This window comes from Aneurinibacillus aneurinilyticus ATCC 12856, from assembly GCF_000466385.1.
In the GTDB taxonomy this organism is placed as follows: domain Bacteria; phylum Bacillota; class Bacilli; order Aneurinibacillales; family Aneurinibacillaceae; genus Aneurinibacillus; species Aneurinibacillus aneurinilyticus.
Genome location: NZ_KE952832.1, coordinates 1 through 22,012 on the forward strand (window position 1 = coordinate 1; position 22,012 = coordinate 22,012).

The following is a 22,012-nucleotide window of genomic DNA, read 5'->3' on the forward strand; positions in this document are numbered from 1 at the left end:
TTTGACATGATAACGTGGTTGGAAGGAGGAAATTGGGCGAAAAATGACCTTCTCTGTTCTTCTCCGTGTACGGATTCTGGCGGCTGTCCATGAGTGGAAAAGCTTTCGGCATGCAGCGGATGTTGCGGAAACGTACGGCGTTCCTGCCTTTCATTTTTTCGCTCTTTCTAAAAAGGCCGGACAGGTGCCCGTATGGCATGATAAAAGAGGTGTTTAGTCTCGCGCTGTCACGCTGTAACCGCCACTTCCGACGGGCTAGTGGCTTTCCAAAAGAGCTTTTGCTTGTCGATTCGACGACCATGACAGTTGGAAAATCCCGGCTTCCGTGGGCGCCTTATCCTGGTAGCTGGCCGGGGATTTTACCTGCTGCCTTGACACCTCGCAAAACCGCTCGAAACATCGGCGTCGACCATCAGTAGTGTAAAAACTACCGAAGGTCGATGACATACAAAAAGCGAAAAAGCAGGAAGAAGTGGCTTTGTGGGGTTTCTGCAGAATGTAGAAGGAAAATATAGCAACAACCATGATATAATACATTCATATATATGCTAGGAGAATAATCGATGGAGGAAATACTCAAGCAAATCCTTGCTGAAATGCAGGATATAAAAAAAGAAATGAAGCAACGATTCGATAGTGTTGACGAACAATTTACTGAACTAAATCACAAATTAGAAGTCATTAGAGAACAAACAGCAGCAAATAGTGATATACATTCTCCAGTTGCGGATGTACAAAAGCAAGTAGACGATTTAGCGACGGATGTAAAGCTAATCAAACGAGCCATAACGAATCAGTAGAGAGCGACGAATAGCGTTGCTTTTTTTCTTTTGGAAAAATATTCATTACTTTAATAAGCATTCCTATTAGAAAGATTTTCAGGGGCTTGAAATGAAAAAGTACTCGCTTTAGTAGGATGAATGTTCTTAGTTTCCATATGTATCAGCATGTGTGGAATCTAAATCAAAAATCAGTGCTTTTGATTATCGGGCGTGATGAACTCTATCAAATAATTCCTGATTCGCTACTTGAAGTTGATGAAGTGCTTGCGTGTCAAAGCGCTTGAAGAATCTTGATAACGACGGTTGAGAAGCGAGTTCAGGTGTACCGCACTTGTGTAAAAATCGGATCATGTGTTAAACGGTCCGCTTGATAACCTGCGATAAACGGATAAATTTTTTGACAAAGTAGCTGTTCATTTTCATGAATGCAATACGTGCGTTCATCTTTTAAGTGAAAAAGAGAATCCCACGGAAAAGCCAACAAGTCAACTTTTCCGTGGGATTTTGTGTTGGTTGGTGAATAATCTAGGTTAAAGATAGTAATGAAAAATTTTTTATCACTGTTAAAAACAGGTCAAACCGTTGATATATCAGCATTTATAGAAGGAGGCTCACTATCAAATGCACAGTCCTCGATTTCAAATCCAAGGTCTTCAATCATTTCATGATCCCACTGTGTCCGCTGTCCATCTGTTGTCAAATAATCGCCGACAAATATCGAATTGGCGGCATATAGACCCATCGGTTGCAAATGGCGCAAGTTTACTTCCCTTCCGCCTGAAATTCTAATTTCCTTCGTTGGATTAATATAACGGAATAGCGCAAGCGCTTTGAGACACTTTATCGCTCCCAGCTTCTTCATCGATTCCAATGGGGTACCTGGAATTGCATTTAAAAAGTTGACTGGAATAGAATCAGCATCAATTTCATATAACGCATATGCCATCTCGACAATCTCCTCATCACTTTCACCCATACCAAGAATAACACCAGAACAAGGAGACATGCCTGCTTCCTTAACATTATTCAGTGTGTCGATACGGTCATCATACGTATGAGTGGATGTAATATTTGTATGATTGGATGCCGATGTATTGATATTATGGTTGAACCGATCAACACCGGCCTCTTTTAGTTTCGCTGCTTGATTTGGTGTAATGAGCCCTAGACAAGCACAAATCTTCATATTATGCTGCTCTTTTATCTCACGTACTGCCTCGGCTACATTATCCACTTCTTTATCAGTCGGGCGACGTCCGCTCATTACAATACAGTATGTACCTGCTTTTGATTCTTTCGCTTTAGCCGCACCATCCACCAATACATCCTTGGAGAGCTGCGGATATTTCTCGATCGGTGCATTGGAGACGATGGATTGCGAACAATAGCCGCAGTCCTCTGGACAAAGTCCGCTTTTTGCATTAATAATCATATTAAGCTTTACTTTATTCCCGTAATAGTGGCTACGAATACGATATGCCCCTTGAAGCAATGCCAGTACTTCTGTATCCGGTGCCTGTAAAATGCTCAACGCTTCTTCCTTCGTAAGTTTTTTACCTGCGAGTACTTCCTCTGCAAGCGTTTCCCAATCAGTTTTCGGTTTTGTTTCTAATACTGGTGTTTGCATGGCTCCTCCTCATATTGTCAACATTATTTTCAATTTAGTTAACATTAATTATAAAGAGGCGCCACTTTATATGTCAACCAAACAAAAGGAATTAGATAACAAATTCAAAAAAACAACACCCCGCCAAATTGGCAGGGTGCTTATATATCCGTATTAGTTACGGAAGAAATTCTTAATTGAATATACTGTTGTAGCACGGTTCATCGAAGCAATAGACGTAGTGAGCGGAATACCTTTCGGGCATGATTGCACGCAGTTTTGCGAGTTACCGCAATCCGTAATGCCCCCTTCACCCATCAAACCCTCTAGACGCTCTTCAGCGTTCATCTTACCAGTCGGATGTTCATTAAACAGACGTACCTGGGAGATGGCGAATGCACCGATGAACGGAGACTTGTCATTTACATTTGGACATGCTTCCAAACATACGCCACAAGTCATGCAGCGGGACAATTCATACGCCCATTGACGATCCACTTCTGGCATACGCGGTCCCGGACCAAGGTCATGCGTACCATCAATCGGAATCCATGCTTTTACGCGCTTCAATGCATCGAACATGCGGCTGCGATCAACAGCAAGGTCACGATTTATCGGGAATGTCTTCATCGGTTCCAGACGAATCGGCTGTTCAAGCTTATCAACCAACGCCGTGCAAGACTGACGCGGCTTGCCGTTAATAACCATGGAACAAGCACCACATACCTCTTCGAGGCAGTTCATTTCCCATACGATCGGAGCGACTTCCTTACCGTCAACCGTTACCGGGTTGCGCTGGATTTCCATTAGGCAACTGATAATATTCATATTTGGACGATATGGAATTTTAAATTCCTGCTTATATGGCGTTCCATCAGGACCATCCTGACGGGTGATAATCAAATGAATGGTTTTTTGTTGTTCAGCCATTTCTCTTCACCCCTTTTTTTCTGCTACTTCTTCTCAGCTACTTCATGTGTTTTCGAGTAGTCACGCTTACGAGGTTTAATCAGCGACACATCAATATCTTCATACGAAATCTTCGGCGCATTAGTTGCCGGGTCGAAATTCGCCATCGTGGTCTTCATAAAGTTGTCGTCATCACGTTCCGGGAAATCCGGTTTGTAGTGCGCACCACGGCTTTCATTACGCTGCAATGCACCAATGGTAATAACGCGGGCAAGTGCAAGCATATTCCACAGCTGACGAGTGAAAGAAGCGCCTGCGTTGCTCCATTTGGATGTATCGTTAATGTTGATATTCTGATAGCGTTCCATGAGTTCTTGAATCTTCTCATCTGTTTGTTTCAATTTATCGTTATAACGAACAACCGTTACATTGTCAGTCATCCATTCCCCAAGCTCACGGTGAATCTTGTAGGCATTTTCCGTACCGCTTGTCATGTTCGTAATGCGATCATATTTCTCTTGTTCTTTCTTCGCTTGTGCATCAAAAATGGTAGACGAAACATCTTCAGCAGACTTGTTCAGTCCTTTAATATACTCAATCGCTTTCGGTCCGGCTACCATACCGCCGAATACCGCAGATAGCAAGGAGTTAGCACCCAAGCGGTTTGCACCGTGCTGGGAGTAATCGCATTCGCCCGCAGCGAACAAACCAGGGATCTTCGTCATTTGGTTATAGTCGACCCACAGACCACCCATGGAATAGTGAACTGCTGGGAAGATCTTCATCGGAACTTTGCGCGGATCATCACCGGCGAACTTCTCATAAATCTCGATAATACCGCCCAGCTTAATATCCAGCTCATGTGGATCTTTATGCGACAGGTCGAGATATACCATGTTCTCGCCATTAATACCTAGCTTCATGTTAACACAAACATCAAAAATTTCACGTGTTGCAATGTCACGTGGAACAAGGTTACCGTAAGCCGGATATTTCTCCTCAAGGAAGTACCAAGGCTTACCGTCTTTATACGTCCATACACGTCCGCCCTCACCACGTGCAGACTCTGACATCAGACGCAGCTTGTCATCTCCTGGAATCGCAGTCGGGTGAATCTGGATGAATTCCCCGTTCGCGTAGGCCGCTCCCTGTTGATATACTGCAGATGCAGCTGTCGCCGTATTAATGACGGAGTTTGTAGACTTACCGAAAATAATGCCAGGGCCACCTGTTGCAAGAATAACCGCGTCAGCTTTGAAAGACTTCACTTCCATTGAGCGCAGGTTCTGTGCGGTAATACCACGGCATACGCCTTCATCATCAAGAACAGCGGACAGGAATTCCCATCCTTCGTATTTTGTAACGAGACCGTTCACTTCCCAACGGCGTACTTGCTCGTCCAAAGCGTACAGAAGCTGCTGACCAGTCGTAGCACCAGAGAAAGCTGTGCGGTGATGCTGCGTACCACCAAAGCGACGGAAGTCAATCAGACCTTCCGGTGTACGGTTAAACATAACACCCATGCGGTCAAACATATAAATAATGCCAGGTGCGGCATCACACATCGCTTTTACAGGCGGTTGATTTGCGAGGAAGTCTCCGCCGTATACCGTATCATCAAAGTGGATCCACGGGGAATCCCCTTCACCTTTTGTATTTACCGCTCCGTTAATACCGCCCTGCGCACAAACAGAGTGAGAGCGTTTTACAGGAACAAGAGAAAACAACTCTACCGGATATCCGGCCTCAGCAGCTTTAATTGTAGACATTAAGCCTGCCAAACCGCCGCCAACTACGATAACTTTACCTTTACTCATGCTCTAACCCCCTATTTTTGAATTGCTTGTGCTACATCAACGGGATTTGCAAAGGAGAACAGAGCCATCAATCCCATTGCCGACATTAACACGAAAATAAGCATTGTCACATATGTGGAGATGCGCTGTGCACGAGGACCTACCGTGATACCCCAGCTTACGGCAAAGCTCCACAGACCGTTTGCAAAGTGGAATGTTGCAGATAGCAAACCAACAATATAGAAGACCAGCATAAATGGATTGGTTAGAATTTCGTTCATTAATGTGAAAAAGCCTGTCGCTTCCACATTGCCGATGACCATTTGCATCTTCGTTTCCCATACGTGCCATGTAATAAAAATAAGCGTGATAACGCCTGTTACACGCTGCAGCATGAACATGACATTACGGAAAAATCCGTAGTTACCTACATTGTTCTTGGCTTGGAACGCAATATAGAGTCCATAAATACCGTGGTACAAAATAGGTAAGAAAATAAACACGATTTCAATCAGGGATACGAAAGGAATCCCTTCCATAATTTCGACACGCTCAAGGAAAGCTGCTTCGCCACGTGTAGCATAAAAATTCGTAAATAAGTGAACGAACAAAAATCCCCCGATCGGTACAACCCCTAGCAGGGAATGTAGTTTACGGTTAAAAAAATGACGGTGATTCATCATTGCATAGACTCCCCCTTTCACAAGGATACGCTTCAGGTTTTCTAGTTTGACACATTTTTCACAAAAACATTCGACAAATCCGAACTCTCTCCAACTTCTCTACCGGTTTTAGGTTTTCCCACCACTCTGTTTTTCTCTCTGGAACTCCCCCTTTACCCACTCCAGTCTACATACTTGACATGAAGAAAAGCTTCCTGAGGAAGCCTTAAGAATAAATGAAGACTTTATGACAAATTTATTTTACTCCGTGAAAGTGACAGCGTCAAGGAAAGCGACGGACAAATTGTCGAAATACCACGATAATCGGTTTGAATTAACGTGAAGCGGTTGAATGATTACATATGCTGGCATGCTTTTCAATAAACTGTTTTACCAATGGTCCAATCTTTACAAATTCGACAAGAAACCCATCATGGCCATAAATAGATTCGACAAAATGATATTCTACTTCTTTTCCCAATTCTTTAAGCATCTCTACTACTTCCTCCTGATGGTCGGCGGGGTATAACAAATCATTTGAAATCGCCACAGAGAGCACCTTAGCCTTCACACTCTCAAGCGCTGCCTTAATCCCACCACGCCCTCTGCCAATGTCATGCAAATCCATCGCTTTTAATAAATAGAGATAGCTGTTGGCATCAAAGCGACTAACCAGCTTCTGTCCCTGATAACGTAAATAACTCTCAATATTGAACGTACAATCAAATTGTGTAACAGTTTGTTCATCTTTCAAGCGTCGCCCAAAACGGTATTCAAACAAATCTGCCGTTCGATACGTAATCATTCCCAGCATTCGAGCAATTGATAATCCATTCACCGGGCCTTTACCTGGATAATAGTGCCCTTTATTCCATTCCGGGTCAGACAGGATTGCCTGTCGACCTACATCATTATAAGCAATGGCGACAGCAGACAAACGAGCTGACGTAGCAATTGGCAGAATAAGATGCATCATTTCCGGATACATCACCGCCCACTCATATACTTGCATGCCCCCCATAGAGCCGCCGACAACGGCAAACAGCTTCTCGATCCCCAAACCTTTCACCATTTTATATTGTAGCTGCACCATATCACGAATTGTAACAACAGGAAAATCCGAACCGTACGGCTTTCCCGTCTCCGGATGAACAGATGCGGGTCCCGTCGTGCCGGCACAGCCTCCCAATACATTGGCCGTTACCACAAAGTATTTATTCGTATCGATATAACGTCCCGAGCCAATAAGGCCTTCCCACCACCCCGGCGTATTCTCGTCTCCAACCGCGCATGCATCACCGGTAAGCGCGTGACACACCAGAATGGCGTTTGTTTTCTCCTCATTCAGCGTTCCGCTCGTCTCGAATGTAACGTTAACTTGCTTCAATGTATCTCCGCACTCCAGCGTTATTTCGTCCACTACCATGTTCCGTACCATGCGCTTGCTCACTCCTTCCCAGCCTTTATCTGCTCTATTGTCTCCGCACTCCATCAAAAAGCGCCTCTTCCTATAAGGAAGAGGCGCCTACATCTTACATAACCTCCCCTTATCTCCCAGAACGAACGTCCGTCCTGCTGGAATTGGCACCTTATCCGTACATATGTACGGGGTTGCCGGGCTTCATCGGGCCAGTCCCTCCGCCTCTCTTGATAAGAGCTATAATCATTTTATTCCGTCTTTCTTTGAGTTAGTTCAATACTAAAGTTTTTACAGACTAATGTCAATATTGACAAAAACTATCGCTTATTTGTAAACTTTAAGTCATAACAAGTTAACATATTATAAGAAAGGTGAAAATTATGCGATCTGAAAACATTAAAATGCTTGTTTTGTCGGCATTATTTTGCGCATTCATTGCAGTTTCTGCTCAAATTTCCTTTTCATTCATTCCGCAAGTTCCATTCACTTTGCAGAATTTCGCCATCGCACTTACTCCCATCATTTTGGGCCGACGCTATGGCACGATCGCCGTTCTTCTATACTTACTGCTCGGCGCAGTAGGGGCTCCGATATTTGTCCAGTTCATGGCAGGTTTCGGTATCATCGTCGGCAAAACAGGCGGATACCTCATCGGCTACGCGGTGGCTGTATTCGTTATAGGAACAATGCTTAAAGGTAGGAATATCACATTCTTCCGTGCATTTCTTGCTAATATTGTCGGATTAATCATTATTTACGCATTAGGGGTAACCCAGTTGAAGTTTGTCATGCACCTGCCATGGACTCAGGCATTCGGAATCGGTATGGGATTATTCGTAATTCCCGATCTGGTCAAAATTGCGGTAGCTTCCTACATCGGCGTTCTGGTCCGCCGCCGCCTCGCTTCTGCCGGTCTTTTGCCTGCCTCACTACGCAATGATCAAATCGCAGTATAAGAAAGGAAGGAAAAATAAGAATAAGATATCACTTTACGACAGTAAAACGGTATATGCTTTCCCAGCCATTAAAAAAGGGCTCATCCGTTAAAAAACGGTGAGCTCTTTTTCTTGAAAAAATATAGAATTAACAAACTCCGTACACAACTGCAGCTTCTTTCGCATCCAATTCAAACGAAGCATGTAAGCCGCGTACAGCCTCTTCCATCTGTGCCATAGGAATTACACACGAAACCTTTATTTCAGAGGTAGAAACCATCTTCATCTCTACACCTGTATCAGCTAAACAGTTGAACATCTGTGCAGCCACGCCGGGATTCGTAATCATACCTGCCCCCACAATGGATACTTTAGCAAGATGTTCTTCTGCTACTGCATATCCGAACTGAAGCGTCTCTCTATGCGCGAGCAGCACATCAAGCGTTCTCTTAACCTCATCTCCGCTAATGGAGAATGAGACATTCATTGTATTCGCTTCATAAGCACTCTGCACGATAATATCTACATTAATATGTTCCTTAGCCAAAATCGCAAAAAGTTTAGCCATTGCATCTACTTTTGTCGGCAAATCAGCTACTGTAATTTTTGCTACGTTTTTATCATGGGCAATCCCGCTCACAACCAGTCCTTGTTCCATATTTGCCTCCTCCTTAATTACGGTTCCTTCCTCCTCATTAAAGCTTGAACGTACAACCAAGTGTACGCGGTGCTGCTTCGCACATTCCACCGCACGTGGATGCAGTACACCTGCACCCAGCGTTGCAAGCTCCAGCATCTCATCATAAGAGATGCTGGTTAGCTTCCGGGCGCCAGGAACAAGACGCGGGTCTACTGTATATACTCCGTCTACATCCGTATATATCTCACACATATCCGCATGAAGCGCTGCCGCTAAGGCTACCGCCGTTGTATCCGATCCGCCTCGGCCAAGCGTCGTAATCTGACCATTCGGAGAAACTCCCTGGAATCCGGCAACAATAACGACTTTACCTTCCTGTAAAGCTTTCCGAACCGGCGACTCATCAATATGATCAATCCGCGCCCTCATATGTATGTTCTCTGTTGTAATGCCTGCCTGCCAACCTGTCATAGAGACAGCATCGTGTCCTATTGCCTGAAGCGCCATGCTCAATAGCGCGATAGATACCTGTTCCCCTGTTGTCAGCAGCATATCCATCTCACGCGGACTCTGTATATCCGTAATTTGCTTGGCCATATCGACCAAGGCATCAGTGGATTTTCCCATGGCAGAGACAACTGCCACAATGCTGTGTCCGGCCTGCACAGCCGATGCGATACGTCGGGCTACCGCCTGAATTCGTTCAACAGTGCCGACAGACGTTCCGCCAAATTTTTGTACGATAAGACTCATCTTTCGCTACCTCCCTTAACATTTGCGTGCTGCTTCTGCTTGTTTTTAAGTATCCCGCACATATGAAAGGTAGAGAGAGGACGCAGACAAAACAAAAAAGACAACACAAAGGCCGTCTGCCTTAGCTGTTGTCTTATATACTCAAATCTATCCAGCTAACGCTCACTTCCCAATTCCCTGTGCGAGATAGTACTCCACCGGCTATCCGGGACGATAATCCGGTGACAGTCCTGCACTTATTCAATGCAGGCCCAACAGCAGACGTCGAGATTCGTTCTGCCATTTCGGCGAATTCCCCTTTCCCCCGCTTTCTCCGGATTCTCATTCCTCCAGCAGGATACTTATGGTTTTCGCGCCTCTACCTCACCTTGTTTAAGTGAGGCGTTCATCATGTGAATATTCAATTTGTACACATGGTACCACACACGAATCAGAAAGACAACCGTCTTCATTCTGAATCACGAGCCGCCTCTTCCTGTTCTTCGCGTAAATGTTCGAGAATTTGACGTGCCAGCTTGTCTCCAATCCCAAGGTTTCTATACTCATCCACAGATGCTTCTTTCATGCGTTTGATAGAGCCAAAATGTTTTAAAAGAAGCTTCTTACGCTTTTCACCTATACCTGGAATATCGTCCAATCTAGACTGGAACATCGTCTTGCCCCGAGTGCTACGGTGAAATGTAATAGCAAATCGGTGCACTTCATCCTGGATGCGCTGCAGAAGATAGAATTCATTGCTGTCTCGCTTCAATTCTACTGGAATAGGTGGATCGCCAACTAATAGCTGAGCAGTACGATGCTTTTCGTCCTTTGCTAAGCCACAGACGGGTATAAATAGTCCCAGTTCATTTTCCAGTACATCGACTGCGGCGGAAATCTGGCCCTTACCACCATCAATAACAATAAGGTTTGGCAGTACTAGCCCCTCTTTCAGCACACGCGTGTAACGGCGGCGTACGACCTCTCTCATCGTACCATAATCATCTGGCCCGACTACAGACTTCACTTTGTACTTACGGTATTCCTTCTTGTCCGGCTTACCATCTGTAAACACAATCATCGCCGAGACCGGATCGACACCTTGAATGTTAGAATTATCAAATGCCTCAATACGCTTCGGATAGCCGATACCCAGCACATCGCCAAGCTTCTGTACTGCCTGAACTGACCGCGCTTCATCACGCGCCATAAGTGCAAATTTTTCCTCCAGAGCGATGCGGGCATTCTCCCGGGCCATATCCGTCAATTGTTTTTTTGGTCCGCGTTGCGGAAAAAGCAGCTTCGTCCCTATCGCCTCTTCCAGCTCTTCTGTTCCTTCGCTTACAGGCAGAAGAATTTCTTTGGGACGAACATGCTCCTTCAAATAAAACTGGGCGACATAAGAAATAAAATCTTCGTGCTCCTCACTATAGTACGGGAATGAAGCAACATTCCGTTCGATCATTTTACCCTGACGAATGTGGAAGACCTGTATACTCATCCAACCTTTGTCAGCATGATAGCCCCAGGCATCACGGTCAATGTTGTCACTGAATGTGACTTTCTGCTTTTCCATAATAGCCTCGATATATTGAATTTGATCGCGTAGTTCTTTGGCACGCTCGAATTCTAAATTCTCGGCCGCTTCTTCCATTTGATGCTTAAGGGTTTGTTTAATCTCCCCATAGCTCCCATTTAGAAATCGGGTGATTTGCTCAATCATTTCTTCATATTGTTTAATGTCGATCTCATATTCACAAGGAGCAACACACTGTCCCATGTGATAATAGAGACAGACATTTTTTGGCATATTCTTGCATTTACGAAGCGGGTAGAGCCTATCCAACAATTTTTTCGTCTCCTGAGCAGCTCCTGCATTGGCATATGGACCGAAATATTTGGCTCCGTCTTTTATGACTTTTCGGGTAATTTCCAGACGCGGATGTTCTTCATTTGTGATTTTGATGTATGGGTACGTTTTATCGTCTTTAAGCAATACGTTATAACGCGGGTCATGCTTCTTAATTAGATTACATTCCAATAATAAAGCTTCGACCGGCGAAGAAGTGACAATGTATTCAAAATCAACGATTTCCTGAACGAGACGTTGCGTTTTTCCATCGTGACTACCCGTGAAATAAGAACGAACACGGTTTTTTAACACTTTGGCTTTACCGACATAGATAACTTCGCCAGCTGCATTCTTCATTAGATAACAGCCTGGTTTATCGGGCAAAAGACTGAGCTTTTCTTTCAATGTGTCCATTCGGTCTTCCCTTCCTCTCCAAAACAGATACAATGGCCGCTAAAGATAAGCAGGGCGCACACCGAAACATACATATTGTGAACAAAGAAACAAACGACTCGGTTATGCGGCCTTCTTACCTTACATTAAGCCTGAATGAAGAAGTCCCCCGATTGTGGAAACCGGAGGACTTGACACGCAAGTTTACAGATGCTTGTTAATAGCGCTTAACAGGCTCTCTTTCGGCTGGAAGCCGATGATTTTGTCAACTACCTGACCGTCTTTTACCAGCATCAGTGTTGGAATACTCATTACGCCAAAACGCTGTGTGGACTCTGGATTTTCGTCAATGTTTACTTTAGCGATTTTAACTTTGCTGCCAATCTCGCCGTCAATCTCTTCAAGAACCGGAGCAATCATTTTGCAAGGACCGCACCAAGGAGCCCAGAAGTCAACCAGCACGGTGCCGCTGCCCTCTACTTCATTTTGGAATGTGTTGTCTGTTACATTTACAATTGCCATATGTAACTTCCTCCTTTTATCTCAAGTTCCTACTTGAATTCAAATATTTGTGTGGCGGTATACAACAAATATATACCACTAACAGTATACCATCCTTACCTCAAAATATCCACTTGCGAAACACTATGTACAAAGTGAAAAGTGTATTAACATCAAAGATGTTGATTATCCAGCACGATCCAGAGTGGATCGTCACCACACCGTGCCTCAAAACGGCGTCGGTTCGTCTCCCACACAGAAGCAGAGAGGGCCGCTTTTTGCCTCAGCCAGGCGGGACCGCAAAACATCTGAAGGGCTCTATGGTAGAGACAATTGATATTCTGATTCAACTTTCACGCCATACAGCTCCACACCGAAAAAAAAGCAGCACCGTATGTGGTGCTGCTTTGCTTCAACCTGAATTATACCAGAACTTTCTTAAATTCTTCTGTAAGCAGGGGAACGACCTCAAACAGGTCGCCAACGATACCGTAGTCGGCAATCTGGAAAATCGGTGCTTCCGGATCTTTGTTAATCGCAACAATGACTTTAGAACTGGACATGCCTGCCAAATGCTGAATCGCGCCTGAGATCCCCGCCGCAATGTACAGATCCGGCGTGACCACTTTTCCGGTTTGGCCGATTTGCAATGAATAATCGCAGTATTCAGCATCGCATGCACCACGGGATGCGCCAACCGCCCCCCCCAGCACCTCTGCCAGCTCTTGCAGCGGTTTGAATCCTTCCGCCGACTTCACGCCGCGGCCGCCGGATACGACCACTTTTGCTTCCGACAGGTCAACGCCGCCTGTCGTTTTGCGTACGATATCTTTTACGATTGTACGCAGGTCCTTGATCTCTGCATTGAAATCGACTTTTTCAGCCGAACCGGCTGTCTCTTCCGCTGCGATATTGTTCGGCCGTACCGTGGCAAACACGGTACCGTCCGTTACTTTCTTCTTCTCAAATGCTTTCCCTGCATAAATTGGACGGGTGAATATTACCTCGCCACCTTCTATCTGAACATCGATCACATCCGATACGAGGCCAAGACCAAGGCGGGCGGCAATGCGCGGGGCTAAATCTTTTCCAATCGCTGTATGCGGCATCAGAATCGCATCCGGCTGAACCTCTTCAATAACCTGACGCAAAGCCTGGAAATACGCATCCGTCGTATACGTATCCAGCTCTTTGTTTGCCACTACATATACTTTTGCGGCCCCGTATTTCCCAAGATCAGCCACATGGCTGGCCGCATCACTGCCGAAGGTTACCGCGACGATGTCGCCGCCTTCCGCGATGCGCTGCGCTGCCGTCAGCGCTTCAAAGGATACGTTTCGTAGGCTTTTATCTCTCGCTTCTGCTACCACCAATACTTTTTTGCTCATATCGCTCGTCCTCCTCTGACCTTAGATTACTTTCGCTTCGTTGCGAAGAAGCTGTACCAGTTCTTTTACTTGATCCGCCACATCCCCACTCAGGATACGTCCCGCTTCTTTCTTCGGTGGCAGGAAGGTTTCGATGACACTCGTCTTCGCCGCAACCTCTCCGTCAATGCCCAGATCGTCTATCGTAAGGCGTTCCATTGGCTTTTTCTTCGCTTTCATGATGCCCGGTAGCGAAGGATATCGCGGTTCGTTCAAGCCTTGCTGTGCGGTAACCAGCACCGGCAGGGAGACTTCGATCGTCTCCGTATCCCCTTCCACATCGCGTTCGATGGTTGCTTTTCCACCATCTACACTCAGCTTCGTAATGGTCGTTACTTGTGCGATGTTCAGCTCTTCCGCCAGGCGAGGACCTACTTGCCCGGAGCCGTTATCCACCGCCATATTGCCGCCGAGGATAATATCGTATTCGCGGTCCTTGATCACGGCAGCCAGAATTTTAGCAACGCTGTATTCGTCTGTATGGATCTCTTCATCATCAACGATGACGGCTTTGTCCGCACCCATCGCCAGTGCGGTCCGCAGCGCGCTCTCAGCCCGCTCCGGTCCAACCGTAATGACAGTAACTTCGCCGCCATGCTCGTCGCGTAGCGTAATTGCTTCTTCTACCGCATATTCATCATACGGATTCATGATGAATTCAACGCCATCTTCGCTAATCGTGCCATTTTCGAGCACGATTTTCTCTTCCGTATCAAACGTTTGCTTCAAGCATACAAGAATGTTCATATATATCCTCCTTTGACTTCAATGCTGATTTATTTAAGAGGTTCAGCGCCTTGCTATGACTTCGGGCAATAGCGTGAACGAAACTTGCCACCATTTTACTTATCGGTAAACTGCGCTTTGCGTTTCTCAATGAAAGCGCCGACGCCCTCTTTCATATCATCCGATGCAAACAGCTCCCCGAATAGAATCGCTTCTTTCTCCATACCCTTTTCCTGTCCTTCCTGCAGTCCATATGTAACCGCTTTAAGAGAAGCCGATACAGAGACAGCGCTTTTTTGAAGCGCAATAAGCTCAGCAGTTTTCTTTACCTCATCCATTAGAGAAGCTAGCGGAATTGCATGATTAACTAACCCGATACGTTCCGCTTCCTTACCATCAATAAACTGGCTTGTTAGAATCAATTCCAACGCTTTCGCTTGATTGGTCAAACGGGCCAACCGTTGTGTTCCTCCAAAGCCAGGAATAAGCCCCAGATTAAGTTCGGGCAATCCCAATTTAGCATCTTCAGCTGCATATCTCATATGACATGCCATCGCCAGCTCCAGTCCTCCACCCAGTGCTGCTCCATTGACAGCGGCGATTACTGGCTTAGAGAAATTCTCAATTCTGTCAAATAGCTTCTGTCCGGTATGAGCCATCTGTTCAGCTGCCTTCGGGTTATCAAATGCATTTGTGAACTCCTTGATATCCGCCCCTGCAACAAAAAATTTCCCGGCTCCAGTTACTACAACTACCTTTACGTCACTGTTTCCTTCAACGTAATCAAAAGCTTCACTCAATCCCGAAAGCGTAACGGAACTAAGCGTATTTGCGGGGGGCGCATCAATTCTGATATATCCCACCCTGTTTTCCACTTCAAGCTTGACATTGGTAAACTCCATTGGTTCTCTCCCTCCATAACCTGAAATGTGGACGGACAATTTCCATTATACTTATTTTCAGCAAATTGCCTGTCTACTAAATTATAATAATTTTCTCTTTACTTAGTCGCTATATTTTGTGCAAATTCACTGTTTTGCCACTTTCAGTCCGTTAATGAAAAGGTTATGGATAGATTCGACAAGGTTGATAAGGTTATAATCCCGCTCGTTCATAACCCATGAAGTGACAACTTCATCCAACGTACCAAAAATCATCTTGCGTGCTATCCGGTGGTCCACATCTGGTCCGAATATTCCTTGTTTTTTCCCCAGAAAAACCACCTCATCAATCAAATTCAAATAATGCTTGAGCACGTCATAAATTCCCGCTCTGAGTACCGGGTTGGATTGTCGCGTTTCAATCTGAGTCACAATAGCTAAATTGCGATCTTGCGACATTTGCCATAGGTGCATATAGATGAGCTCACGCAGACGGTCATCGGCTCTGTCCAGCTGTTCAATCCGCGTTCGGGCTGTATCGATGAAAGCACCTATCTTCTCCTTAAACAGCGAGATCAATATGTCATCCTTATTATCGAAATAAAGATAAATTGTCCCGTCTGCAACCGAAGCCTCCCGGGCGATTTTTGATACTTGCGCTTGATGATAGCCATAACGGGCAATTACCTTCACGGCCGCCTCAATAATGTTTTGATATTTCTCCCCTGTCTTTTTCGCCATACCATTCCCTCAAATCCCAAATAATGAATGAGCATTCACTCGTGTTAAGTTTATTCAAAAAAATCGGGATTGTCAATATATATCGAAAGGGATGTTTATCTTGTATGTATATTTCGACATTTCTCTTCATTCTCCTTCTCCTAGAATATTTTTCTTTGCTCAGGAAATACTTAACATGATTTTATTCCAAAGCTTTATGAAAGGAGTCTGTTATGACAGCCATTGCACACAATGAAAACAGAGTGGTCCGTCTATTCTTCTACTCTTCCATCACATGGCTTCTGATTGGAATGACGATCGGGCTTATTCTCGCTATTAAATATGTATGGCCTAATTTCCTGGTATGGGGCGAATTTCTTCAAAAATACCTCTCTTATGGCCGCATTCGTCCTGCACATACGCATGTTGTACTATTCGGATGGCTGTCGATGGCATACGCAGGCGGATTGTTCTACATTATTCCGCAGCTAACACGTAAATCACTCGAACATCCTCGTCTTGCCCATGCAATCGGCATCCTGTGGAATATCTATATCGTGGCCGCAATCGTTACTTTATCTATGGGCTATACGACTACAATCGAATACGCGGAGTCAACCTGGCCTCTGGATGTATACTTAATCGTGCTGGTAGCGGGAGCAGCTTATATTTGTTTTAAGACGATTGCGAAGCGGAACGAAAGCCAGCTTTATGTCAGCCTCTGGTATTTCATGGGCTCTCTCATTTGGTTACCGTTTCTCTATATTATTGGCAACATTGTCACCTATTTTATCACGGGCATTCCGCAGGCGCTGGCGGGGTGGTTTTACGGTCATAACGTTATCGGTCTCTGGTTTACGACGGTAGGAGTCGGATTCATCTATTACTTGCTTCCGCTACTCTCCAAAAATCCGCTCTACAGTCATAAGCTCTCGTTAATAGGATTCTGGACGATCGCTACATTCTATGTATGGAACGGTCCTCATCACTTACAGAATGGCCCCATTCCTGCATGGTTAATGAAAGCAGGTGTCATCCCGTCCGTACTGCTCATCATTCCGGTATGGACCGTACTTGCTAACGTATTTGGCACGATGAAAGGAAAATGGCACATGATATCGGAAAACGTGCCATTAAAATTTGTTGTAACCGGAGCTATTTTTTATCTCATCACCTGTCTGCAAGGTCCCTTCCAATCCTTAATGCAGCCGAGCGCGATTCTCAAATTCACCAACTGGATAATCGGGCATGCACATATGCCGTTATTTGGCGCCTTCTCCTTCGTACTATTCGCGCTATTCTACCACGCGCTACCGTCGTTGACCGGACGCAAGATTTACAGCGATACGTTGATGAATTGGCATTTCTGGCTATCCATTATCGGTTTTCTTATTTTTGCTTTTACCACCTGGACCGCAGGGGTTATGCAAGGGTTCGCCTGGACAGAAGGAAAACAATATGGTGTGCCGTTTCTTGAGGTAGTTGTCTCCTTGCAACCGTTTGCCATCGCTCGTGCTATCGGCGGTACGCTAATGTTTATCGGGCAAATCGTGTTTGCTTACAATGTTCGCCGTTCAATTAAAGACGGGCAACTTTTATCGGTTGAAGAAAAATCCACATCTACTGCGTAAGTTTGAGGAAAGGAGCAAGAGCATGAGCGGACAAAGCAAAGAAAGATTCATGAGACCTTTTATCATCGGTGCGTCCCTGCTTTTCTTTATTGGAGTTGCCGCAACTGTGGTGCTTCCTTTCTACGACGAAGTCATGCAGCGGGAGAACGCAAATGCCAAGATAAAAAACTATGCGATCGACTCTCCTGAATACCGTGGACGCCAGGTTTACATCCGGGAAGGCTGCCACGTATGCCATACGCAATTCGTACGGCCTGTAAAAGCTGATTCCTCCCTAGGCCCGGTCTCCGTACCTGAGGATTATCGTCATGATTATCCGCACCTGTTAGGAAGTGTGCGCACTGGGTCTGATTTAACCTGGGTAGGAACCCGCTGGAATGAACAATGGCACCGTGTACATTTGAAAAATCCGCGTCAAGTATTTCCCGGTAGTACCATGCCAAGCTACAGCTATTTATCCGACCAGGATACCGAAGATTTAATTGCTTATTTGATGAGCTTAAAACCGGCGCCTTCGACTGAAGGACGCTAGGAGGTAGGATTAATGGATGAAGAACGCCGCGAGAAGAAGAAAACAACGCATGAGGAACCTATTGAGGAAGTTGCGGGGATACGGATGGCAAATGCCAAGGTACCGCGTTTTCTCGTCATTACGTACATCGTACTGGCGGCCTGGGCGATCGGCTACTCGGTTCTGGCCCAGCCGGTAAACGAACGTACAAAAGATACAGCAGGCAATAAACCAGTAAACGGAGAGACCATCGTTCAACAGCATTGCCTTGGGTGCCACAATCTGAGCAAAGAAAGGCTGGTCGGCCCGGGACTCCAGGGGGTAGGACAGCGCCTTCCAGGCGATAAACTGACCGAGGTGCTGCTGAATGGCCGGGGTGCTATGCCCTCTCTTCCGAACCAGGGACTTGACAACGAACAGATTAAAGCTGTGGAAAAATACTTGCGCACCTTGTAAGGAGGATTATTGTGAACCCTCACATTGTAGCTGTGTTTCCTCTTCCTGAAGAAGCGGAACGTGCATTTCACGCTTTACAGGAATACGTTAAAAAAGAAGAAATTTCTTTCTTGCAAAAAACAAATACCCCTGACACATTTACAGGGGATGCTAGTGCCGATCCAATCGTTGACGGCATGGCCATCGGTTCCGTCGTCGGAGGCGCCGCAGGACTTGCTTTTAGCATGGGAACCCTGCTTATTCCCGGTATCGGTCCCATTATCGCAGCAGGCCCTATTCTTTCCATGCTGGCTGGTGCTACATCCGGTGGTATCATAGGGGGATTGGCTGATCTGGGTATAAATCGATATACGTCAGAACATATCAGTCAACATCTTACAGGCGGACAGGTTGTGCTTGTTGTCGAAATCAGTAAGGCTGAACTTCGCGGACCCGTTATCCATCTGCTGGAAAAGTACGGTGCCGTTGATATCCACGAGGAACCAGTTATAGAAAATTAAATATGTATACACATCTAAAACTTGATGAATCCATAACCTTTTGTGGCAGGAGGGGAGAAAAAAAGAGAACCTCAGGGGTTGGAAAAGACATGCTGCCCTTTTTCCTCCAAGGTGCGGAACGTATCTCTCCCTCTCCCCTTCCTTCTCCTGTTTTCCTACCTCCAACCACGCCTTAATGTCGAAATGTCCAGCATTATTTATACGGTTTATGCCTCGCTTCCTCTTCCGCATGTTCATTTTATTCACAATAGGCAACAAAAATCCCCCTTTGTCATGGGACAAAAGGGGATGATAACACTTACGCAGAGCGAGTACCTTGTTCAAACTGCTCTTCCAGCTTCGCAGACGGCTTGGCCGTCATCACGCTTACAACTACAATAGCGAGAAGACTTGCTGCAAAACCAGGTATCATTTCATATAGCATTTTTGATAACCCAGGAAAACGGGTCCAAATAATAACCGTAGCTGAACCGGCAATCATTCCGGCCAATGCGCCCCACTTATTCATCCGTTTCCAATACAAGCTTAGAAGAATTACCGGACCGAATGAAGACCCGAATCCCGCCCATGCATATCCGACAAGCGAAAGAATTGTACTATTTTTATTGAATGCAAGCATAAGTGCAATCAGCGCAACAACCAGCACAGAGAGACGCCCAATAGAAACAAGCTCTTTATCAGTAGCAGAACGGCGGAAGAATGTTTTGTATATATCTTCCGTCAATGAGCTCGAAGTAACGAGCAGTTGTGACGAAATCGTGCTCATTACCGCTGCCAAGATGGCTGCCAACAAGAAGCCCGTAATTAACGGATGGAACAGGATATGCCCTAACTCCATAAACACGGTTTCAGGATCGGTCAGCTTCATTCCTCTATTTGCAAAGTAAGCGATTCCAACAAAGCCAGTAAACATCGCTCCGACGACTGAGAAAATCATCCAACCCATTCCGATACGGCGGGCTGTTTTTATTTCTTTTACTGATGAAATAGCCATAAAGCGAACGATAATATGAGGTTGACCGAAATAACCCAGTCCCCATGCGAATAAAGAAATAATGCCTAGAAGCGTCGCTCCCTGGAACATGTCCATCAGTTTTGGATCGATTTCATGAATGGTCGTAAATGAGCCACCGATCGATCCCCCCGTATTGAAGACGGTAACAGCCGGAACCATAATTAATGCAATGACCATAATAAGTCCTTGTACGAAATCGGTCCAGCTTACTGCAAGAAAACCACCGAATAGCGTATATGTTACAACAACACCTGCAACAATCCACAGGCCGACATGGTAACTAATACCGAATGAATTCTCAAACAATACGGCACCAGAAACAAGCCCCGAAGAAACATAGAATGTAAAGAAAATCATAATGACCAAGCCGGATACGATACGTAGAATTTTTGTCTTGTCATCAAAGCGTTTCTCCAGAAATTCAGGTATTGTGATCGCATTGGCCGTCTCTGTATATGTGCGTAAACGGGGCGCTACATATAACCAGTTCGCATACGCTCCAAGCGTAAGGCCGATAGCGATCCAGGAAGCGCTCAATCCCTGCACAAACATGGCACCCGGAAGACCGAGCATAAGCCAACCGCTCATATCAGAAGCACCTGCACTAAGCGCTGTTACAGCAGGACCCAGCGTACGGCCGCCAAGCATGTAATCCGTTAAGTTCGAAGTACGCTTGTAAGCATAATAACCGATTAGCAGCATGCCGAGCATATACACGGTAATGGAAATCAGCAACTGCACATCCATCATTGAACCCCCTCAACTTTTTATTCTTCTCTGTCTTAAAACTTTTTGGCCTTCAAACCTTATTATTTTAAAACATTTACTCTATTTTGTAACCATCCCTTTTAATACAAACGCTACATTAGCCGGACGTTCCGCCAATCGACGCATAAAATACCCGTACCAGTCGTTTCCATAAGGGACATACACACGCATTTTATATCCCTGCTGCGCAAGCTCAATTTGAGACTGTGTACGAATACCGTATAGCATCTGAAACTCAAATTGTTCACGTGGAATGCTATACTCGTCGGCCAGTCGCTTCGTATACTCGATAATCTCATCGTCATGGGATGCGATTGCGGTATAGCTTCCGTTCAGCAAATGCATCTTGATAATTTTCTTATAGTTCTCGTCTACATCTTTCTTTTCTGGATAAGCTACTTCCGGAGATTCTTTATACGCTCCTTTTACTAGGCGTAATGAAACCCCTTTCAAATCTTCGATATCCTTTTCTGTACGATACAGATAAGCCTGAATAACAGTACCGACATTATCGTAATCATGGCGAAGTTCAGCAAGCAAATCGAGCGTCTGCTGGCAATGTCCATAGTCTTCCATATCAATACGAACAAAATTGCCATATTTCTTTGCGGTGTCCAGAATACGTCTCATATTCTGACGGCATAACTCAACATCAATATCAAGGCCAAGTTGGGTCAATTTAAGCGAAAGGTTGCTTACTGCACCCATTTGATGAATCGCATCCAAGGTTTTTACGCAATAGTCTGCCGATTCAATCGCTTCTTCACGGCTAAATACGAACTCGCCAATGTGATCCAGCGTACATAGGAGCCCCTGTTTGTTTAAGTTCTGCACCTTTTGCATCGCTTCCTGAATCGTCTCTCCGGCGATAAATCGACTGGCGCCAAAACGCAGCCCCCATTTCTTCGCTGCCTGATTCATTGATTTGCTTTGGGAAAGAAACAAGAAAAAGTTTTTCATCGTTGCTTCCATGATCGCCATTGTCTTCTCATCCTCTCATTAAAAATACAAAATGAAATGTTATCCCCAGCTTTGATGCAAACAAGAAAAAAGGGAGGAAGCGCCCGACAATATAAAAACCGGGCCCCTCTGCCTTTTTCTCTTGTGTAGTATTCTTACAAAATCTCGGACGACAGCTTCGGCTGCGTG

General features: G+C 45.3%; 21 protein-coding genes, 1 pseudogene and 2 riboswitches. Of the genes and pseudogenes, 7 read left to right on the forward strand and 15 right to left on the reverse strand.

Translation table 11 applies throughout. The features are described 5' to 3' along the window. The first annotated feature begins 43 nt into the window (after positions 1 to 43). Positions 44 to 217: a hypothetical protein gene (locus HMPREF0083_RS28170; RefSeq protein WP_021622717.1), complete on the forward strand. Its 174-nt coding sequence runs from the start codon at positions 44 to 46 to the stop codon at positions 215 to 217. A gap of 346 nt (positions 218 to 563) precedes the next feature. Then, positions 564 to 800 (forward strand): MbeD/MobD family mobilization/exclusion family protein, encoded by a 237-nt coding sequence (locus HMPREF0083_RS16455; RefSeq protein ID WP_021622718.1) that lies wholly within the window; start codon positions 564 to 566, stop codon positions 798 to 800. A 186-nt stretch (positions 801 to 986) separates the two neighbouring features. Here HMPREF0083_RS16455 and HMPREF0083_RS29445 read toward each other — a convergent pair. The 6 genes and pseudogenes from HMPREF0083_RS29445 to metX form a co-directional block, all read right to left on the reverse strand. Next, a pseudogene (locus tag HMPREF0083_RS29445) lies at positions 987 to 1,236 on the reverse strand (transposase); the annotation flags it as partial. A gap of 120 nt (positions 1,237 to 1,356) precedes the next feature. Continuing rightward, the gene (gene bioB / locus HMPREF0083_RS16460) at positions 1,357 to 2,409 is read right to left on the reverse strand and encodes a biotin synthase BioB (protein ID WP_021622721.1); all 1,053 of its coding nucleotides are present in this window, start codon (positions 2,407 to 2,409) and stop codon (positions 1,357 to 1,359) included. A gap of 153 nt (positions 2,410 to 2,562) precedes the next feature. Next, positions 2,563 to 3,318, reverse strand: coding sequence for a succinate dehydrogenase iron-sulfur subunit (gene sdhB / locus HMPREF0083_RS16465; RefSeq protein ID WP_021622723.1), 756 nt, complete (start codon positions 3,316 to 3,318; stop codon positions 2,563 to 2,565). A 23-nt stretch (positions 3,319 to 3,341) separates the two neighbouring features. Continuing rightward, positions 3,342 to 5,114, reverse strand: coding sequence for a succinate dehydrogenase flavoprotein subunit (sdhA, locus tag HMPREF0083_RS16470; protein WP_021622724.1), 1,773 nt, complete (start codon positions 5,112 to 5,114; stop codon positions 3,342 to 3,344). An 11-nt stretch (positions 5,115 to 5,125) separates the two neighbouring features. Continuing rightward, positions 5,126 to 5,776 carry a succinate dehydrogenase cytochrome b558 subunit gene (locus tag HMPREF0083_RS16475; protein WP_040303204.1) on the reverse strand — a complete coding sequence of 217 codons (651 nt, stop codon included), beginning with the start codon at positions 5,774 to 5,776 and terminating at the stop codon, positions 5,126 to 5,128. A gap of 313 nt (positions 5,777 to 6,089) precedes the next feature. Then, positions 6,090 to 7,247 (reverse strand): homoserine O-acetyltransferase MetX, encoded by a 1,158-nt coding sequence (gene metX, locus HMPREF0083_RS16480; protein WP_021622726.1) that lies wholly within the window; start codon positions 7,245 to 7,247, stop codon positions 6,090 to 6,092. Positions 7,248 to 7,299: 52 nt separating this feature from the next. After that, a riboswitch (SAM riboswitch) is annotated at positions 7,300 to 7,412 on the reverse strand. Between the two features lie 143 nt (positions 7,413 to 7,555). Between metX and HMPREF0083_RS16485 the strand changes: the two genes are divergently transcribed. Beyond that, positions 7,556 to 8,131, forward strand: a complete 576-nt coding sequence (locus HMPREF0083_RS16485) for a biotin transporter BioY (protein ID WP_021622727.1) — start codon at positions 7,556 to 7,558, stop codon at positions 8,129 to 8,131. A 127-nt stretch (positions 8,132 to 8,258) separates the two neighbouring features. On the opposite strand, the gene HMPREF0083_RS16490 is transcribed toward HMPREF0083_RS16485, so the two are convergent. From HMPREF0083_RS16490 to HMPREF0083_RS16520, 7 genes are all read right to left on the reverse strand, one after another. After that, a complete protein-coding gene (locus tag HMPREF0083_RS16490) occupies positions 8,259 to 9,503 on the reverse strand; it encodes an aspartate kinase (RefSeq protein ID WP_021622728.1) in 1,245 nt (414 codons plus the stop codon). Positions 9,504 to 9,682: 179 nt separating this feature from the next. Next, positions 9,683 to 9,872, reverse strand: a riboswitch (Lysine riboswitch). 79 nt (positions 9,873 to 9,951) lie between these two features. Next, positions 9,952 to 11,748: an excinuclease ABC subunit UvrC gene (gene uvrC, locus HMPREF0083_RS16495; RefSeq protein ID WP_021622729.1), complete on the reverse strand. Its 1,797-nt coding sequence runs from the start codon at positions 11,746 to 11,748 to the stop codon at positions 9,952 to 9,954. A gap of 183 nt (positions 11,749 to 11,931) precedes the next feature. Then, positions 11,932 to 12,249: a thioredoxin gene (gene trxA, locus HMPREF0083_RS16500; protein ID WP_021622731.1), complete on the reverse strand. Its 318-nt coding sequence runs from the start codon at positions 12,247 to 12,249 to the stop codon at positions 11,932 to 11,934. Between the two features lie 401 nt (positions 12,250 to 12,650). Continuing rightward, positions 12,651 to 13,616 carry an electron transfer flavoprotein subunit alpha/FixB family protein gene (locus HMPREF0083_RS16505; protein ID WP_021622733.1) on the reverse strand — a complete coding sequence of 322 codons (966 nt, stop codon included), beginning with the start codon at positions 13,614 to 13,616 and terminating at the stop codon, positions 12,651 to 12,653. 21 nt (positions 13,617 to 13,637) lie between these two features. Next, positions 13,638 to 14,402, reverse strand: a complete 765-nt coding sequence (locus HMPREF0083_RS16510; protein WP_021622734.1) for an electron transfer flavoprotein subunit beta/FixA family protein — start codon at positions 14,400 to 14,402, stop codon at positions 13,638 to 13,640. Between the two features lie 95 nt (positions 14,403 to 14,497). After that, positions 14,498 to 15,283, reverse strand: coding sequence for an enoyl-CoA hydratase (locus HMPREF0083_RS16515; protein ID WP_021622735.1), 786 nt, complete (start codon positions 15,281 to 15,283; stop codon positions 14,498 to 14,500). Positions 15,284 to 15,409: 126 nt separating this feature from the next. Beyond that, complete coding sequence (locus tag HMPREF0083_RS16520; protein ID WP_021622736.1) at positions 15,410 to 16,003, reverse strand: TetR/AcrR family transcriptional regulator; 594 nt, start codon at positions 16,001 to 16,003, stop codon at positions 15,410 to 15,412. A 212-nt stretch (positions 16,004 to 16,215) separates the two neighbouring features. Between HMPREF0083_RS16520 and HMPREF0083_RS16525 the strand changes: the two genes are divergently transcribed. Genes HMPREF0083_RS16525 through HMPREF0083_RS16540 form a run of 4 tightly spaced genes read left to right on the forward strand, consistent with a single transcriptional unit; the run spans position 16,216 to position 19,080 of the window. Further along, positions 16,216 to 17,613, forward strand: coding sequence for a cbb3-type cytochrome c oxidase subunit I (locus HMPREF0083_RS16525; RefSeq protein ID WP_021622738.1), 1,398 nt, complete (start codon positions 16,216 to 16,218; stop codon positions 17,611 to 17,613). Between the two features lie 22 nt (positions 17,614 to 17,635). Beyond that, positions 17,636 to 18,145 carry a cbb3-type cytochrome c oxidase subunit II gene (locus HMPREF0083_RS26480; protein WP_021622739.1) on the forward strand — a complete coding sequence of 170 codons (510 nt, stop codon included), beginning with the start codon at positions 17,636 to 17,638 and terminating at the stop codon, positions 18,143 to 18,145. Between the two features lie 12 nt (positions 18,146 to 18,157). Further along, complete coding sequence (locus HMPREF0083_RS26485; protein ID WP_021622740.1) at positions 18,158 to 18,580, forward strand: c-type cytochrome; 423 nt, start codon at positions 18,158 to 18,160, stop codon at positions 18,578 to 18,580. An 11-nt stretch (positions 18,581 to 18,591) separates the two neighbouring features. Then, positions 18,592 to 19,080 (forward strand): DUF1269 domain-containing protein, encoded by a 489-nt coding sequence (locus HMPREF0083_RS16540; protein WP_021622741.1) that lies wholly within the window; start codon positions 18,592 to 18,594, stop codon positions 19,078 to 19,080. A gap of 298 nt (positions 19,081 to 19,378) precedes the next feature. On the opposite strand, the gene putP is transcribed toward HMPREF0083_RS16540, so the two are convergent. Then, positions 19,379 to 20,842 carry a sodium/proline symporter PutP gene (putP, locus tag HMPREF0083_RS16545; protein ID WP_040303208.1) on the reverse strand — a complete coding sequence of 488 codons (1,464 nt, stop codon included), beginning with the start codon at positions 20,840 to 20,842 and terminating at the stop codon, positions 19,379 to 19,381. Between the two features lie 81 nt (positions 20,843 to 20,923). Continuing rightward, on the reverse strand, positions 20,924 to 21,835 hold the full coding sequence (locus tag HMPREF0083_RS16550) for a proline dehydrogenase family protein (RefSeq protein WP_040303225.1): 912 nt from the start codon (positions 21,833 to 21,835) through the stop codon (positions 20,924 to 20,926). Positions 21,836 to 22,012: the final 177 nt, after the last annotated feature.